We start from the raw sequence: 14,883 nt of genomic DNA, 5'->3' as shown, positions 1-14,883 counted from the left end.
GTCGGAATGCCGAAGCAGAGCGAAAAGTAGCTTTTTCAGTTCACTCTTTCGCTCTTTTACTCTTTCGCTCTTGTAAAGTATGAACCTCCCTGTCTGGATTGCCCGTCGATATTTTTTCTCCCGAAAGAAACGTAGTTTCATTAGCTGGCTTTCGACTTTGTCGATGCTGGGCGTAGGTGTGGGCACAATGGCACTGGTGGTGGTTCTTTCGGTGTTCAACGGCATGGAGGAATTGAATCGCGAGATTTTCAAAACCTTCGAAGCCGACATGACCGTATTGCCGAAGCAGGGAAAGCGATTTCAGGCATCACCTGCCTTACTTAAGCGGTTACGCGATGTTCCCGGAGTTCATTTGCTTTCGTCGGTAGCTCAAGACAATGCATTGGCTCGCTATGGAAATGGTACAACCGTAATTAAATTAAAAGGCGTAGAAGATAGCTATTTACAGCGGCCGCAACTCGATTCGTCGATGCTTGAAGGTCGTACGTTGCTGAATCGGGATGGTGTAAATTATGCTATCGTTGCCGAAGGTGTACGTCGAGATCTGGGTATTTCGATTATTGACATTCTGTCGCCCTTACAGGTGCTCTATCCGCAGGGCGATAAATCGTTCAACGTACTAAATTCCGATGCATTCAATCAGGAATCGTTAACAGTTTCGGGCGTATTCTTTATCGAATCCCGCTATGATAATTTCGTGCTGGTACCTGTGAAAGTAGCGCGGGAATTGTTTGGCTATAGTCCTGACGACGTAACAAGTCTTGAAATTCAACTTAATCCGGGTGTCAATGAAGATGCCATAAAACAGGCTTTGCAGGACGTAGTAGGCGCTGAACTTAATGTACAAAGTCGCGACGATTTGAATACAGATCTCTACCGAACGATACGTATCGAAAAGTTTCTGGTAGCGCTCACATTGTCGTTTATTATTCTGGTTGCGTCGGTCAATATATTCTTTTCCTTGTCGATGCTGGTCATTGAAAAGAAGGCCGACATTCAGATTTTGTATGCGTTAGGGGCAACGAGAGGCATGGTACGTCGGATTTTCCTGATCGAAGGAGCCTTAATTGCCGTGCTTGGTGCTGTAACGGGCCTAGTGTTGGGTATCGTTATTTGTCTGGCCCAACAGGAATATGGTTTTATCGGTATGGGAACGACGAGTTCTATTATTGATGCATACCCCGTTCGTCTGGACATAAGCGATATCGCTCTGACAGGCTTTCTGGTAATCCTGATTACCGTATTAACGTCTTGGCTTCCAGCTCAGCGAGCGGCTAAAGTTTGATTGGATACTACGTATTAGTACTAAAAACATGAGTCATCCCGAATTTTGCCTCCGTAATTGGATGGAGGCTGTTCGGGATGACTCATTTCTGTTTAATTATAAACGACCGTTTGCAGGTGGGCAAAACAGAGCTTTTACAAATGTACTACGTTGGTCATACGTTTGTAAAAGTGCATCGTGAACTCATCTGCGGCTCTGAAGAAGAAACGTTGATTTGTGACCGGGCGGATGTCAATTTAAGACAGCAGATCAAGCCAAGAATAAGTATGACAGCCATTTGAGGTGCACGGGCGATTGTTGAGCCAGTGATTAATAGGAAATCTATTATCTACCTGGTTGAGTACCACGAGTTGGGGTCTGTTTGCTTTGAGAAATCCACCAGACCCAGGTAAAATAGTGCCGACGTTGACCACAGAGCGAAATAACTTAAGCCTTTCACCAGCAACGACAGCTCCATACTACTAAGGCCTATATAAAGCAACACAGTGCCAGCCCATAGCAGATACGAAAGCAGCCGTATCAACAAGGCGGGGAATCGGACAACCCCCAATTTCTTAAACTGGGGAGCAACTCGTTGGAGTAGAAAACAGCTCAGCATGATAACCCATATAATACTTACCCATTGAACGGAATTCCAGAGCATCTTCGCGCCGAGTACACCCATAAAGTCACTCATCAGGCCAAAGTACAAGCTGGCAAACGTAACAAAGCCGACGACCAGTAGTGTCCGAATTCGTTTGTGATTAGCGAGTTGGTTTTTTACCAGTGTCCACCAGTTCCGCAACAGACTTCTCAAATACACTTTTCGATAGGTCCATTCCATTTTCTGAATGTTACTTGGCCCACCAAAGTCATCAATTGTCTGCTGAAGTGCCTCCTCAAAAGAAAGATAATCAGTCATCCGGGATTCCACGGAGACAACAAAGTGGTCGGTCATCTCTTGGATAAAGGTGGTTTCAACCAACTCACATTGTTGGGTCAGAAAGGAAGTGATGAGCACCTGTTGAGCCTGAGTCATAGCGATAAAGTTGATTAAGAAGTAGGAAGCGTATTGAGATCAGTGGGAGTAAGTATGCGTTGCAATTGGTGGAGAAACTGCTCGATCTGGGCTAGTTTATCCACGGCGTTTCCTTGTTGATCCTGGGCAATGGCATAGTATTTACGGGCGCGGCCGTCAACGATTTGGGTTTTGGTGATTAGGATGCCGTCTGCTTCGAGTTTGTACAAAGCGGGGTAGAGTGCACCTTCGGTAATCTTGAGTTGGCCATCGGTAATTTGCTTTACTTTTTGACAAATCTCATAGCCGTACATCCAGTTCGTGTTCGAGAGTAACTTGAGGATAATGGCACTGAGACTGCCCTTGAGTAGCTGGTGCGAAGTAGTATTCATACTCAAATATACTAGAATTATATATACTACTAAATCTTAGGTATTATATTTTTTTGAAATATTAGATAATGTTCCCCAAAGTGAGACGAAGGGATATATATGTATTATAAATCTGCTTCATAAATGGGACATTTCAGAAAATGTCCCATTTATGAAGCAGATTTATTCAAACGAGTTTACTGGTGCTCGTTACCAAGTAATGCGTTTAGGATGATGGCACTCCGTCCAGTAGGCAATAATGGCCCCTAACTGTGCTTTCCAGGCAGTATATGTAGCCTTCTTTTCAAATAATCCTTGAATGGTTAATTCATAGGCTTCCTCAACTACGGCTTCTTCGACGGGATGGGTCATGTACACAAATGGAATACACTTTTTGCGTAGGTGCGGCTCCTGATCAATTTGTTGTCGAAGTTCCAGTCCACTCATCCCCGGCATACTGATTTCGGAAATAATCAAAAAGGGACTATCTGTCGTCGACTTCAAGTAGTCCAAGGCGGTTTGGCCATTAGAAAAAACGTGGACAGGATGCGGCAGCGCTAACTCCGACAAGGCCTGTTTAAACATGTCATGATCATCTTCATCGGCGTCAATGAAGATGATAGGGTGATCGTCCATAACTACAAACTATAACTAAGGGTAAAATAAAAGCCCGGTTCCATACCGAGCTTTCCAAGTTTTTTGTTTTTTCTAACGTTGAGTGAAACGACATCGATCTATAGGAAAGCTACGCCAAGGGTAGCGAACAACTAAAGATTAAAACCCGTTGTACTGTGTTAAGCTCAAATCATGCCAATCTTAAATTTAAGAGATAATTATTTGTATTACAGAATACTATGCTGAAATAGTGGCTAGACTAGTGACGAATGACGGTGATTTTTTTGCCCAACTTTGTGAACATAAACTCTCACCCATTACCCAGTACGTGACTTATTTTGCCCATTCTCCCGCTAACATCCTAGTTCTGTTAACTAATAATTTATCCAATAAGACGTTTATGAAGGTAGCACTGATTTCCACCAGGGGCTTTCCCTATAAGGTAGGTTAATTGGGTAAAAAGACACTAAAGGTTGCCCCCTGACCTGGCTGACTGGTCGCCCGGATCGCCCCCCCATGATTACTCACCACTTTCGCACAGATCGCCAGCCCAATACCCGTGCCTGCAAACTCATTCTTACCGTGGAGCCGATGAAAGACCTGAAAGATGCGGTCGGCATGCTTTTGCTCAAAGCCAATGCCATTATCGATGACATCGATCCGGTAGTAGAGCGGGGCAGAAAGGGTAGGTTTTACCGACGGGGGTAAATCCTTGGCTAGCAGTAGTTGGAAGCGAATCTGAATCTTTGGGGGCTTGGAGATGCCTGATGTCTCCCGAATGGACGTAGGTGCTCTACTAAATTTGAGGGCGTTACTGAGCAGATTCTGGAAGAGCTGGCCCAACTGGATCGAGTCCCCCAGCACCTCCGGTAAGGCATCCACCTCGATCCGTGCACCTGTTTCGGCAATCACCACCTCTAAATCCGACAGGACAGCCTGGACAACCGAAGCGAGGGAAATGAGTTGTCGACGCTCATGGATGGCCGAGATTCGGGAATAACTCAATAAATCCTGAATCAGGACTGACATACGATTGGCCGCCGATTGCATCCGCTCTAGATAGGTTTTTCCCTCGCCCAGTTGGTCAGCATACTGCGATAGCAAGAGGTTACCAAACGATTGAATCTTGCGCAGGGGTTCCTGTAAGTCATGGGAAGCCACCGAGGCAAATTGGTGCAACGTATCATTTGCCTGACGTAGTAATTTATTGGCGCTGTGGAGTTCATCGTTGGCTAGTTTGAGGGCCTGGGTGCGGACTTGTACCTGCTCTTCCAGTTCAGCCGTGAGGGTTCGATATCGCTGTTCGCTGAGCTGTAAGGCGTAGTTAGCTTTTCGTAACGTGAGCAGATTGACCACTTGGCTGGTCAAGGTTTTTAATGCCTCCAGTTGAGCCTCACTCAATTGCCTGGGCTTGTCATCCAGCACACAAAGGGAGCCTAGAGGGAAACCATCCTCACCGATCAGGGGTATGCCGGCGTAAAAAACGATATGGGGGTCCCCTGTCACAAAGGGATTACTGGAAAATCGGTCATCTTGCCTGGTATCGGGGACCAGGAAAGGCTGTTGGGGATTGAGGATAGCGTGTGCGCAAAAGGAAAACTGGCGGGGTGTTTCCTTGATCGAAAGTCCAAGGGTCGACTTAAACCATTGCCGTTTTTCATCGACCAGGCTAATTAAGGAGATAGGCGTCTGACAGATTTGAGCCGCCAAACGGGTAATAAGGTCGTAGTCGGTCTCTGGTAAAGAATCCAGGATCTGATAACTTTGTAGGGCTAGTAGCCGGTTGGTTTCCTGGGCAGGTTGGGGAGGTAACATCGTCGCGTGCAGTCACTGGAGCAAAGTGAAAGTAACTACCCTCTAACAACCAATGGTTGAAAACGTATGTTCAGTAAAGACGACTTTTATTCAGGGATGTAAAGTGGAATCGTGGGATTGGTCTTACCTATTCTACACTTTATAGGGCAAAGGTAGGTAGGAAATGGTTACTCAGCCTACCCTTATTTTGGTATATTTGTGCTTACCCAAAGCCTCGGTAAGGGCCGTTGCTACCCACAGGCCATTACCGAGGGAACGTATTACCTTTATTCTATGACTAGCAAAGCGCCCATCGTGGTGATTGAAGACGATGAGGATGATCAACTCTTTATCCAGGAAGCTATCAAAGGATTGGCACTGGCGAACCCTCTCGTCTTTTTTAGTAATGGCGTTGAGGCCATTGAGTATTTAATCGCTACTCCTGAAGCACCGTTAGTGATTCTCAGCGATGTGAACATGCCATCTATGAATGGCCTTGAACTTCGTCAGCTGATTGATTTGAATGAGTACCTGAAACTGAAATGTATTCCCTTTGTTTTTTTAACCACAGCAGCCGATTGGGATCTGGTCAATATGGCGTACCGGATGACCATTCAGGGCTACTTTAAAAAAGAGCAAACATTTATTGGCTTACAAGAACAGATGCGATCGATTTTGGACTATTGGGATAAATGCTTACATCCAAACAGTCATTTTAATTAATCTAAGTTGTGTGAATGCAGATTAATCTGAATACGAAAGAAACATAGCCAAGAGCAAGTACCTTTGAGCCAGACCGCTGGAGCGGTGCGAAAACATTAGTAACCTGCTCTTACTAGGTTTGAAAAAGTAGTGGCTATGCTCTATCTGGCTGACAAGCAAGGTATTTTTATGCTTGAAAATCAGCTTTTAATCGACGGTTGCCTCAACTGTCTTATACACTAAGCGTCCTGCTTTATTATCTGGCTGACTTCTTTAAAACCCTTAATTTGACCAGTCAATACGTAATCGATTCGTTTCCTGTATCCATTTGCTACAACATTTGTATCAGCCGTTCTCGCTTAATGAAGGGAGAGGAATTCCGGGGCAAAATTACCTCCAAACGACGTTTCTGCTTTGGGTGTCGAGTACAGGTTGTACCCACAAGTTATAAACTACCCGTACAGCTTTTTTATTCTTCCGGGTTCATATTTTGACGGCCCTTCAGTTAATGCATTTACAATTGCCAAGTGGCAGCGAGGTGTTTGGCGATTCAGCCTAAATGGGTTACGAACAAGAAGCGTTGTATGCTGACTGTGAGCAGATTTACTTACAGATTCAACGTAAGAGTAATAGTTGCCGAGCTGACCCAGGTTAGGTGTTGGCTTATAAGAAGATGCGTTGTCAAGCCATCGAACAAGCTTTCACGGGGCCGCTCGGCGGTCAGGTTAAGTTGCGATTTCCTAAAAAGATTCATGCGGTTACTGAAGCAGGGTTTCTGATCAAGCTTGTCTTGTTTTTACTGGCCTATACTCTTGAAACAAGCTTATGACATACAACTTAGATTAATTAGACAAAGACGGAAACAAACATGAGTCATCTCGAATAGCCTCCATCCAATTACGGAGACAAAATTCGGGATGACTCATGTTTGATCTCAACTGAAGTCAATAAACTTACCAGCTCGTTTTCTTATACCCTACAGTAGCGTAGTAGAGAATGAAGGCAAATAAAGGTAGCAACAGACCGTAAGCCATTTTTGGGCTGATGTTATCAAATAAATAACCGTGTATAGGAGGTAAAATGGCCCCGCCAGCAATTGCCATAATGAGTAATGCCGAACCCAGTTTTGTGAATTTCCCTAATCTGTTCAATGCTAATGGCCAGATAGCGGGCCAGGCTGGGGCGATAGCAAAGCCAAGCAAAGCAATGCAAAGGATTGACGCAAAACCATCCGTAACCAGAGCACCAATCGTCAGAATAATAGCCAGAATCATTCCCCAACGTAACGAATTCTGTTGCGAAATCCAGCGTGGAATGGCAATGATCCCCAGCAGATAACCTGCCAGAAGGCCGTAAAGCGTATATTCCGTAAAGTACTTGGCTTCGTCGTTACCAAAGCCAATAGCTTTACCATAGTTGATAATCGTATCGCCCGAAATCACCTCTGCACCAACGTAGCAGAATAGGGCTATAACCCCCAACACCAGATTAGGAAATTGCCATACGCTTGTGTGAGACGTAGCATCTTCAGGTGAATCGTCCTGTTCTTCAGAGACTTCGGGCAAATTAGATAAACGAACCAGACCCGCCAAAACAACCAGAATACCCGTTAAAACGAGATAAGGCGTAACAACTTTCTCTAAGCTTTGGGGACCTACCGCAACACTGGCACCTGTCAGAAGTATGCTGCCAAAAACCCGCTGGCTGATAATACCGGCCATTTTGTTGGCAATGCCCATAAAGCTAATTCGCTGGGCGGCACTTTCGCGTGGGCCGAGAATAGTTGCGTATGGGTTCGATGCTGTTTGCAATACTGTGAGGCCGACGCCAATCAGAAACAGACCGACCAGAAACAAGGGGTATGAAAACGACCGCGCAGCTGGCACAAAAACCAACGCACCCACAGCCATAACCAGTAATCCCAGCGACATACCGTTTTTGAAACCCGTCCGTTTCAGCACTGCCGACGAAGGAATCGCCATCAACGTGTAAGAGATAAAAAATGCAGAGGCAACCAGACTCGAACCAACCGTACTCAGATTAAACGCCTGTTTGAAAAACGCCATCAAGACGCTGTTAGTCCATGTTACGAAGCCAAAAACAAAGAAAAGGGCGCCAATAATAAGCAATGGGCCAAAATAATTCTGGGTTTTAGAGGGGGCAGAAACCATTGTTTGAAACAAGATTTATCTGATTGATGGATCAACCAGATTTAGATGAATTGCCAAATATGCAAAACATAATCTTGTTAATCCATCAATCAGGAAAATCCCGACTCAGAAATTATCGGTTAAGCCAAAAATTGGCTTGTTAGTCTTCCACTTGCCACGTGTGAAATCAGGAATCTCTACGGGTTTGCTGCCACCCGCAATACTTTGCTCGGATAACGGACTGATGGCACTCCAGACAGCCGCATCATATACGTCGATGGGGGGGGCTGTTTTGGTTTTAATCGACTCGATAAACGCACGTAGCACAAAAAAGTCGATGCCGCCGTGACCTGAATTTTCGGCCGTTTGCGCGTGACGTTTCCAGAGCGGATGGTCGTATTTGTCCTGATACGTAGCAAACGGTTCCCACTGGTGTGACTTGGGACTGAGGGGTTTGCCATTGGTATCTTCCAGATAAATCATGTCATTATCGTCCATCCAGATGCCCTGTGTTCCCTGCGCCCGGAACCCAAGCGAGTAGGGCCGTGGCGAGTTCGTATCGTGAATAATTACGATATTTTCGCCGTTGGCGCACTGAATCGACGTAGTAACTACGTCGCCAAGCTTAAAGTTAACCTTTGCATTTGGATGTTTTTCGCCACCTTTATCCACTACGTATTTATGAAGCCCCCGGCTTTTGGTTGCCATGCTGGTTAAGTACATAAATCGATTGCCCCGATTGATGTTAAACCAGTGGGCTACCGGGCCGAGGCCATGCGTTGGATATATATCGCCATTACGGTCGACCGAGTGTTGTGTACGCCAGTGGGCTTCTGAATAGCCTTTCGCGCCAAATTCTGCACCGACACCGCCAATTGATTTACCGTCGTTGAATTTAATGTTACGCAGGTCGTGCTGATACCCACAATGAGCATAAGTCATTTCGCCGAACATTCCCTGACGAATCATGTGCAGCACCGCCAGTACGTCGCGACGATAGCAGACATTCTCCAGAATCATGCAGTGTGAACCGGTTTTTTCAAAGGCATCGACCAAATCCCACGATTCTTTCAACGTAACAGTGGCCGATACTTCAACGCCTGCGTATTTCCCCGCTTTCATGGTCGCTACCGCCATCGGTACGTGCCATTCCCAAGGTGTCGAAATCACAACCCCGTCGATATCGTCACGTTTGAGCATCTCCCGAAACGCTTCATCCCCCTTACCGTAAGCAACTGGTGCTTTACGACCTGCCTTTTCAATCATGGCATTTGTGCGACTAATCGCTTCGGAATCGGGGTCGCAGATAGCCGTAATGTCAACATCGTCGCGGAAAAGTGCCTGTGCTACGTGACTACGTCCGCGAGACCCGACACCAATAAACGCTAGTCGAACTTTCGCATCCGCTGATTTTGTAAGACGAGGTTGCGCACTCGATAAAATCGTTGGAAAAACAGACGTAGCAGTGCCAGCAAGAGCGGCTGTTCGAATAAACTGGCGTCGGGTAGTTATTTGCATAAGGCTGAAAGAGTTCGTGTGTCAAAGAAAGTTGTTTCTTTCCAGAAAACACAGCCAACTCGATTCTGTCGGGCGAACTCAAGTCAATTTTTTGTTTCGAAAGCGTTCAATGCATAAATCAGAAATCCCACCAGACTGATCGGGGATAGACAGAACTCAATACAACTGGCTCGCCGATACGTGGTGTTGTTACGTCCATGCCCACCTGTCCGGCTTTCTTAAGCATACGTTGAATTGGCTCGTTCCAGGGGTGCATAGCCAACGAAAATTTGGCCCAGTGAACGGGCAAAATGATGCGGGCGCGAAGGTCCTGAGCAGCCAGAGGAACTTCTTCGGGCATCATGTGAATATTTGGCCAGTCTTTCCCGTACTGACCGCACTCCAGAATGGCAATATCGAACGGACCATATTTATCGCCGATTTCCTGAAAATGCTTTCCATAACCTGAATCACCTCCGAGATACAGATTGTAGCCGTGCAGTTTCAGTGCAAAAGCCGTCCAGAGTGTTTTTCCACGAGTAAGACTACGTCCGGAAAAATGGCGCGCCGGAACTGCCGTGATGCTGATTTCTGGCGAAACCGTATTACTTTCCCACCAATCGAACTCCACAATTTTGTCGGCCGGAACCCCCCATCGTTCGAGGTGAGCGCCAACTCCCAAAGCGGTATAAAATTTCTTTACTTTAGGAATCAGCTTTACTATCGTTTTATAATCGAGGTGGTCGTAGTGATCGTGCGAAAGTACCAACATATCGATGTCGGGCATGTCATCAACATCGTAGCTATTAGATCCCGCAAACGCATGTCCAAAAAACGATACGGGCGATGCATTCCCGCTAAAAACCGGGTCCATCAGCAACGTAACACCTTTCGATTTGATAAGGTACGATGAGTGGCCAAACCAGACAATCGTCGGTTTATCGTCGGTAAGGGCTTTTAAATCCGTTTTAGTGGATGGAATGGGTAGGGGCGGAACATTGTTTTTAGGCTTGTTGAGATTTTCCCAGAACACAGCCGAATACGAAGCTCCTTCACGTAGCGTCGGCGTTAGCTCCAGATTCTGAAACATGCCGTCGCGATAATTGGGTGAGTGTTTGATACGTTCGAGTCGAGTGGTGGCAGGGTCGCTGCCAAAAACAGCCTGTTGCATAAAAAGTAACGTAGCACCAACTAGACCCGCAATAACTAAAATAAGAATTAACATGGTGGTTTTTAAACGTTTCATGGGGGCACAACGGACGTAGTGAAAGGCGAGTTCCCACAAACCGAGTACAGCAGGATAAGAGGGAACAATACGGGATAAGCGGATGTTATATAGCCGAACCGACTCAAAAAGGGCGTTCTGGCTACACGCTCTGCGGTCATTCTGTGTTGTACACAAACTTTGTAACGGCAGATTGACTGAAGTTTTTTCGATTCAATACTTATGGAAAATACGAATTCGGATGTTCCCCGGACAGATATTCCTCGGCTAACTAACCAGCGAGTGGCTGTATTCCGTAAAGAGCATTTTAACGCAGCGCACCGTCTGAACAATCCAAACTGGTCAGACGAGAAAAATGCGCGGGTGTATGGAAAATGCAATAATCCGCATTTTCACGGGCATAATTACGAGCTAATTGTGCAGGTAATCGGCCCGATTGACTCCGAAACGGGTTATGTCATTGACATGAAGTATCTGGGCGACCTGATGAAAGAACATGTCATTGAACGATTCGACCATAAGAATCTGAATCTCGACACGGCTGAATTTGCCGACCTGAATCCGTCGGCCGAAAATATTGCCATTGTCATTTACACTATTTTACGTCCCCATCTAAGCGAAAACTTAGAGCTTAAAATCAGATTATATGAAACTGAACGGAACTTCGTCGAGTACCCCGTCTAATGGCCGGGAAGTAGATAGTGCCCATAAAAACGGCCATGACGTAGCGGGAAACCATAGTGATGAACTAGTGGACGAAATCGGCGATGCGCATGGGGCTGCGTCAATCGATACGCCAATGCGTTCCGACGCGTTTGCACTTGATGATGACTTCAAAATTGATTTGATTGAAGAGCATTTTCGCGAAATCATGAACATCCTTGGCCTCGACCTGACCGATGACAGCCTGAAAGGGTCGCCCCGGCGCGTTGCCAAGATGTACGTAAACGAAATTTTCAGCGGCCTTAATCCCGCCAATAAACCCCAGCCAACGCTGTTCGACAACAAGTTTCGGTACAACGAAATGCTGGTTGAGAAAGATATTACCGTTCAGACATACTGCGAGCACCATTTTGTGCCTATAATCGGCAAGGCGCACGTAGCCTATATTTCGAGCGGTAAAGTAATTGGCTTGTCGAAACTGAACCGGATTGTGGAGTATTTTAGCAAACGCCCGCAGGTGCAGGAGCGTTTGACCGTTCAGATTGCCGAAGAACTGAAGCGCGTTCTCGAAACCGACGACGTAGCGGTAATCATTGATGCTAAGCACTTGTGTGTATCGACCCGTGGCGTTCGCGATATAAACAGCTCCACCATTACATCGTCGTATGGCGGCAAATTTGAAGAAGAAGCCACTCGTCAGGAATTGTTACGTTACGTTAGCCAACCGGGTATAACGATTTAGTAGTCATAGGGTTAAAAAGTTGACGGGTTATCGGGTTGTAAAGTTGGTAGCAAATAGCCAAACCTTACAACCCGATAACCCGTCAACTTTTTAACCCTATTTCGTCGTTACCCCATCCACATTACGCCAGATTCCAAGCGGGTTCGCGTTTTGCAAGGCAGCTGGTAATAACTCATCGGGGAAACTCTGATACGTAAAAGGACGTACAAATCGGAGAATAGCTCCCGTGCCGACCGACGTAGTACGGCTGTCGCTGGTAGCCGGGAAAGGTCCGCCATGAGTCATGGCTTCACTTACTTCAACGCCCGTTGGGAAACCTCCGAACAATACGCGCCCCGATTTAGCCTGTAACAGTGAAATCCAGTCGAAACCAGAGCTGCTTACTTCGTCGGACGTAGCATAGAGTGTTGCCGTTAGCTGACCTTCAAGGCTTTCGACACATTGAGCCATATCGGCTTCGGTGTGGCAAACGACGATTAACGTAGTAGGCCCAAAGATTTCGTCGGCCAGTGCTGGACTACTCAGAAAGAGTGGTGCCGTTGTCGTCAACACGGTGGGACGGCCTTCGGTGCGGCTGGTTTCAGCATCAACTTCGGCTTCGGCCAAAATGTGTACGCCCGGCAACACGCGGCTATTTTGCAGACCCCGCTGATACGCCTGACAGATTCCAGCATTCAGCATCGTAGCCGGTGCCGAAGTTTTGATACGTTCCGCAACGGTTTCCAGAAAGACTTCGGTCTGTGGTGAGTCAAATAGAAAAACCAGTCCCGGATTCGTACAGAACTGACCAACACCAAGCGTAACCGATGCGGCCAGACCCGACGCTACCGCCACGGCGTTTTTCTCGATGGCTCCCGGAAAAATAACCACCGGGTTAACGGCGCTCATTTCGGCATAAACAGGAATCGGTTCAGGACGTGCCTGCGCAATTTTCAGCAACGCCATACCACCCGCGCGTGAACCCGTAAAACCAACGGCTTTTACCTCTGGATTAGCTACCAGTTCCTGCGCCGTTTCGTTGCTGGCATGCAACAGGGAGAAAACACCGTCGGGCATTCCTGCTTTTATTGCCGCTGAAACAATGGCCTTTCCAACCAGCGACGACGTACCGGGATGTGATGGATGCGCCTTGAAAATAACCGGACAGCCAGCCGCTAACGCTGAAGCCGTATCGCCACCAGCTACAGAAAATGCTAACGGAAAATTACTCGCGCCAAACACAACTACGGGTCCTAGCGGAACCAGCATCCGACGCAGGTCGGGGCGGGGCAGGGGCTGACGGTCGGGCATGGCCGGATTGATACGTGCATCGACCCACGAGCCTTCACGTAATACATTGGCAAACATCCGTAACTGACCGGTAGTACGTCCGCGCTCACCCGTAAGCCGAGCCACGGGCAAGCCGCTCTCCAAAACGGCCTGTTCAATGAGTTCATCACCCAACGCTTCAATTTCGGAAGCAATAAACGTTAGGAAATCAGCGCGCTGGGCGGATGTTAATTTTGCGTAAACTGGAAAAGCAGCTACGGCTTTCTCAACCGCCTGGCTGGCCTGACCATTAGTAACGTTCGAGAATTCATCAGGCAGGTATTCGTGACGGGCAGGAACGAAAGCCTGAAAAAAGTCGCCATTACCGGCAACAGCCTCATTGCCTATAAAATTGACGTTGAGCGACGCAGGAGTAACATTCATACTGGATTGAAATAGTTTTTTATAATGGTGGTTTACACTACGTTCCGGATACGTAGCACACTGGCTAGTGAATCCGAAACGTAGTACAGTTAACGTTAAACGGTAGTTCCGATACGTTCCAGCAAAGCTTTGGTTTTCTTGATGCCTTCGTATTCATCGACCGCACTGCCTTCGTATTCAATACCGGCAATACCCCGGAACTTGCTGTCTTTTACAATTTTGAGGATTTTGGTGTAATCCGTTTCAACACAATTACCGCTTGCGTCAAAATCATAAGTTTTGGCCGATACACCTTTGGCAAATGGCATCAGCTCTTTGGTGCCCTGATAACGGTCGTATTGTTCGGCGCAGGTATGGTTGTCGCCCCGTTTGATGCAGAAGTTGCCAAAGTCGGGCAACGTACCTACGTTTTTCATATTCACCTGCTTCATCACACCCGACAGCCATTGGCCGTTCGAGGAATGACCGCCGTGGTTCTCAACAATGACGTTGATATTCATAGTTTTAGCGAATTCCCCTAGTTTGCTCAAACCTTCAACAGCGGCTTTAGCCACTTCTTCGGCTGTTCCCTGACCGGCTGCGTTTACCCGAATCGTTTTACAACCCAGAAATTTCGCGCACTCAACCCACTTGTGGTGATTTTCAACCGCTTTCATGCGTTCGGCAGCATCCGAAGCGCCTAGGTTTCCTTCCCCATCAATCATGATGAGGTGATTGGTAATGCCATTATCCTTACAGCGGGTGAGCAGGTCGTTTAGGTAGGTTTTGTCCTGCGCTTTATCTTTAAAGAACTGGTTTACAAACTCAATGATACTGATATCGAACTCCTTACGGGCAATACCGGGGAAATCTAGATTCGTAATTTTCTTGGCGAACAGTGCCTTGTGGAGCGACCACTCTGCCAGCGAAATATCGAACCACAATTTTTTAGGAGCTTCGGTCAGAGCAAATGCGCTGGGTACTAAAGCCATACCGGCCAATGAGCCAGCAGCTTGTTTTAAAAATGAACGACGATCGGTTGTCATGGGATTGGTTTACGGTTTATCAGGATTGAATTACGACTCCGGCAGAAAACAAATCGTAAATCTGTCGCAAGTTACTCATTACCGTTAACGACGGAGTGAATATTTTTATGGCAACCCACGCTATT

14 protein-coding genes are annotated in these 14,883 nt (G+C 46.9%); 4 read left to right on the top strand and 10 right to left on the bottom strand.

The window, feature by feature from the left end; translation table 11 throughout:
- Positions 1-79: 79 nt before the first annotated feature.
- Complete coding sequence (locus tag ACYVD4_RS17820) at positions 80-1,285, top strand: ABC transporter permease (RefSeq protein WP_460948121.1); 1,206 nt, start codon at positions 80-82, stop codon at positions 1,283-1,285.
- Positions 1,286-1,613: 328 nt separating this feature from the next.
- Here the strand turns inward: ACYVD4_RS17820 and ACYVD4_RS17815 are convergent, their stop codons facing one another.
- The 4 genes from ACYVD4_RS17815 to ACYVD4_RS17800 form a co-directional block, all read right to left on the bottom strand.
- Positions 1,614-2,303, bottom strand: coding sequence for a hypothetical protein (locus tag ACYVD4_RS17815; protein WP_460948119.1), 690 nt, complete (start codon positions 2,301-2,303; stop codon positions 1,614-1,616).
- A gap of 14 nt (positions 2,304-2,317) precedes the next feature.
- On the bottom strand, positions 2,318-2,674 hold the full coding sequence (locus ACYVD4_RS17810; protein ID WP_460948117.1) for a PadR family transcriptional regulator: 357 nt from the start codon (positions 2,672-2,674) through the stop codon (positions 2,318-2,320).
- A gap of 189 nt (positions 2,675-2,863) precedes the next feature.
- Positions 2,864-3,289: a response regulator gene (locus ACYVD4_RS17805; RefSeq protein ID WP_460948115.1), complete on the bottom strand. Its 426-nt coding sequence runs from the start codon at positions 3,287-3,289 to the stop codon at positions 2,864-2,866.
- Positions 3,290-3,715: 426 nt separating this feature from the next.
- On the bottom strand, positions 3,716-5,083 hold the full coding sequence (locus ACYVD4_RS17800; RefSeq protein WP_460948113.1) for a GAF domain-containing sensor histidine kinase: 1,368 nt from the start codon (positions 5,081-5,083) through the stop codon (positions 3,716-3,718).
- Between the two features lie 273 nt (positions 5,084-5,356).
- Here ACYVD4_RS17800 and ACYVD4_RS17795 point away from each other — a divergent pair, with 273 nt between their 5' ends.
- Positions 5,357-5,785, top strand: a complete 429-nt coding sequence (locus ACYVD4_RS17795; RefSeq protein ID WP_460948111.1) for a response regulator — start codon at positions 5,357-5,359, stop codon at positions 5,783-5,785.
- Between the two features lie 586 nt (positions 5,786-6,371).
- Here ACYVD4_RS17795 and ACYVD4_RS17790 read toward each other — a convergent pair.
- From ACYVD4_RS17790 to ACYVD4_RS17775, 4 genes are all read right to left on the bottom strand, one after another.
- Positions 6,372-6,518 carry a hypothetical protein gene (locus tag ACYVD4_RS17790; protein WP_460948109.1) on the bottom strand — a complete coding sequence of 49 codons (147 nt, stop codon included), beginning with the start codon at positions 6,516-6,518 and terminating at the stop codon, positions 6,372-6,374.
- Positions 6,519-6,717: 199 nt separating this feature from the next.
- Positions 6,718-7,935: a sugar MFS transporter gene (locus ACYVD4_RS17785; RefSeq protein WP_460948107.1), complete on the bottom strand. Its 1,218-nt coding sequence runs from the start codon at positions 7,933-7,935 to the stop codon at positions 6,718-6,720.
- Between the two features lie 105 nt (positions 7,936-8,040).
- Positions 8,041-9,432, bottom strand: coding sequence for a Gfo/Idh/MocA family protein (locus tag ACYVD4_RS17780; RefSeq protein ID WP_460948105.1), 1,392 nt, complete (start codon positions 9,430-9,432; stop codon positions 8,041-8,043).
- Between the two features lie 118 nt (positions 9,433-9,550).
- The gene (locus ACYVD4_RS17775; RefSeq protein ID WP_460948103.1) at positions 9,551-10,636 is read right to left on the bottom strand and encodes an MBL fold metallo-hydrolase; all 1,086 of its coding nucleotides are present in this window, start codon (positions 10,634-10,636) and stop codon (positions 9,551-9,553) included.
- 222 nt (positions 10,637-10,858) lie between these two features.
- Here ACYVD4_RS17775 and ACYVD4_RS17770 point away from each other — a divergent pair, with 222 nt between their 5' ends.
- Both ACYVD4_RS17770 and folE read left to right on the top strand, forming a co-directional pair.
- Positions 10,859-11,320, top strand: a complete 462-nt coding sequence (locus ACYVD4_RS17770; protein ID WP_460948101.1) for a 6-pyruvoyl trahydropterin synthase family protein — start codon at positions 10,859-10,861, stop codon at positions 11,318-11,320.
- On the top strand, positions 11,283-12,041 hold the full coding sequence (gene folE / locus ACYVD4_RS17765; RefSeq protein WP_460948099.1) for a GTP cyclohydrolase I FolE: 759 nt from the start codon (positions 11,283-11,285) through the stop codon (positions 12,039-12,041). Before ACYVD4_RS17770 ends, folE begins: the two co-directional genes overlap by 38 nt.
- 96 nt (positions 12,042-12,137) lie before the next feature.
- On the opposite strand, the gene ACYVD4_RS17760 is transcribed toward folE, so the two are convergent.
- Entirely contained in the window at positions 12,138-13,733 is a 1,596-nt protein-coding gene (locus ACYVD4_RS17760) for an aldehyde dehydrogenase (NADP(+)) (RefSeq protein ID WP_460948097.1), read from the bottom strand.
- 95 nt (positions 13,734-13,828) lie between these two features.
- Positions 13,829-14,758 carry a TIM barrel protein gene (locus ACYVD4_RS17755; RefSeq protein ID WP_460948095.1) on the bottom strand — a complete coding sequence of 310 codons (930 nt, stop codon included), beginning with the start codon at positions 14,756-14,758 and terminating at the stop codon, positions 13,829-13,831.
- Positions 14,759-14,883 lie beyond the last annotated feature (125 nt).

This window comes from Spirosoma daeguense (assembly GCF_054776875.1).
Note: the sequence above shows the minus strand (reverse complement) of the source record. Positions and strands in the feature narration are given on the sequence as shown.

Coding starts and splice junctions, on each gene's coding strand:
- ACYVD4_RS17820 (WP_460948121.1), top strand. CDS start 80: ATGAACCTCCCTGTCTGGATTGCCCGTCGATATTTTTTCTCCCGAAAG.
- ACYVD4_RS17815 (WP_460948119.1), bottom strand. CDS start 2,303: ATGACTCAGGCTCAACAGGTGCTCATCACTTCCTTTCTGACCCAACAA.
- ACYVD4_RS17810 (WP_460948117.1), bottom strand. CDS start 2,674: ATGAATACTACTTCGCACCAGCTACTCAAGGGCAGTCTCAGTGCCATT.
- ACYVD4_RS17805 (WP_460948115.1), bottom strand. CDS start 3,289: ATGGACGATCACCCTATCATCTTCATTGACGCCGATGAAGATGATCAT.
- ACYVD4_RS17800 (WP_460948113.1), bottom strand. CDS start 5,083: ATGTTACCTCCCCAACCTGCCCAGGAAACCAACCGGCTACTAGCCCTA.
- ACYVD4_RS17795 (WP_460948111.1), top strand. CDS start 5,357: ATGACTAGCAAAGCGCCCATCGTGGTGATTGAAGACGATGAGGATGAT.
- ACYVD4_RS17790 (WP_460948109.1), bottom strand. CDS start 6,518: ATGAATCTTTTTAGGAAATCGCAACTTAACCTGACCGCCGAGCGGCCC.
- ACYVD4_RS17785 (WP_460948107.1), bottom strand. CDS start 7,935: ATGGTTTCTGCCCCCTCTAAAACCCAGAATTATTTTGGCCCATTGCTT.
- ACYVD4_RS17780 (WP_460948105.1), bottom strand. CDS start 9,432: ATGCAAATAACTACCCGACGCCAGTTTATTCGAACAGCCGCTCTTGCT.
- ACYVD4_RS17775 (WP_460948103.1), bottom strand. CDS start 10,636: ATGTTAATTCTTATTTTAGTTATTGCGGGTCTAGTTGGTGCTACGTTA.
- ACYVD4_RS17770 (WP_460948101.1), top strand. CDS start 10,859: ATGGAAAATACGAATTCGGATGTTCCCCGGACAGATATTCCTCGGCTA.
- folE (WP_460948099.1), top strand. CDS start 11,283: ATGAAACTGAACGGAACTTCGTCGAGTACCCCGTCTAATGGCCGGGAA.
- ACYVD4_RS17760 (WP_460948097.1), bottom strand. CDS start 13,733: ATGAATGTTACTCCTGCGTCGCTCAACGTCAATTTTATAGGCAATGAG.
- ACYVD4_RS17755 (WP_460948095.1), bottom strand. CDS start 14,758: ATGACAACCGATCGTCGTTCATTTTTAAAACAAGCTGCTGGCTCATTG.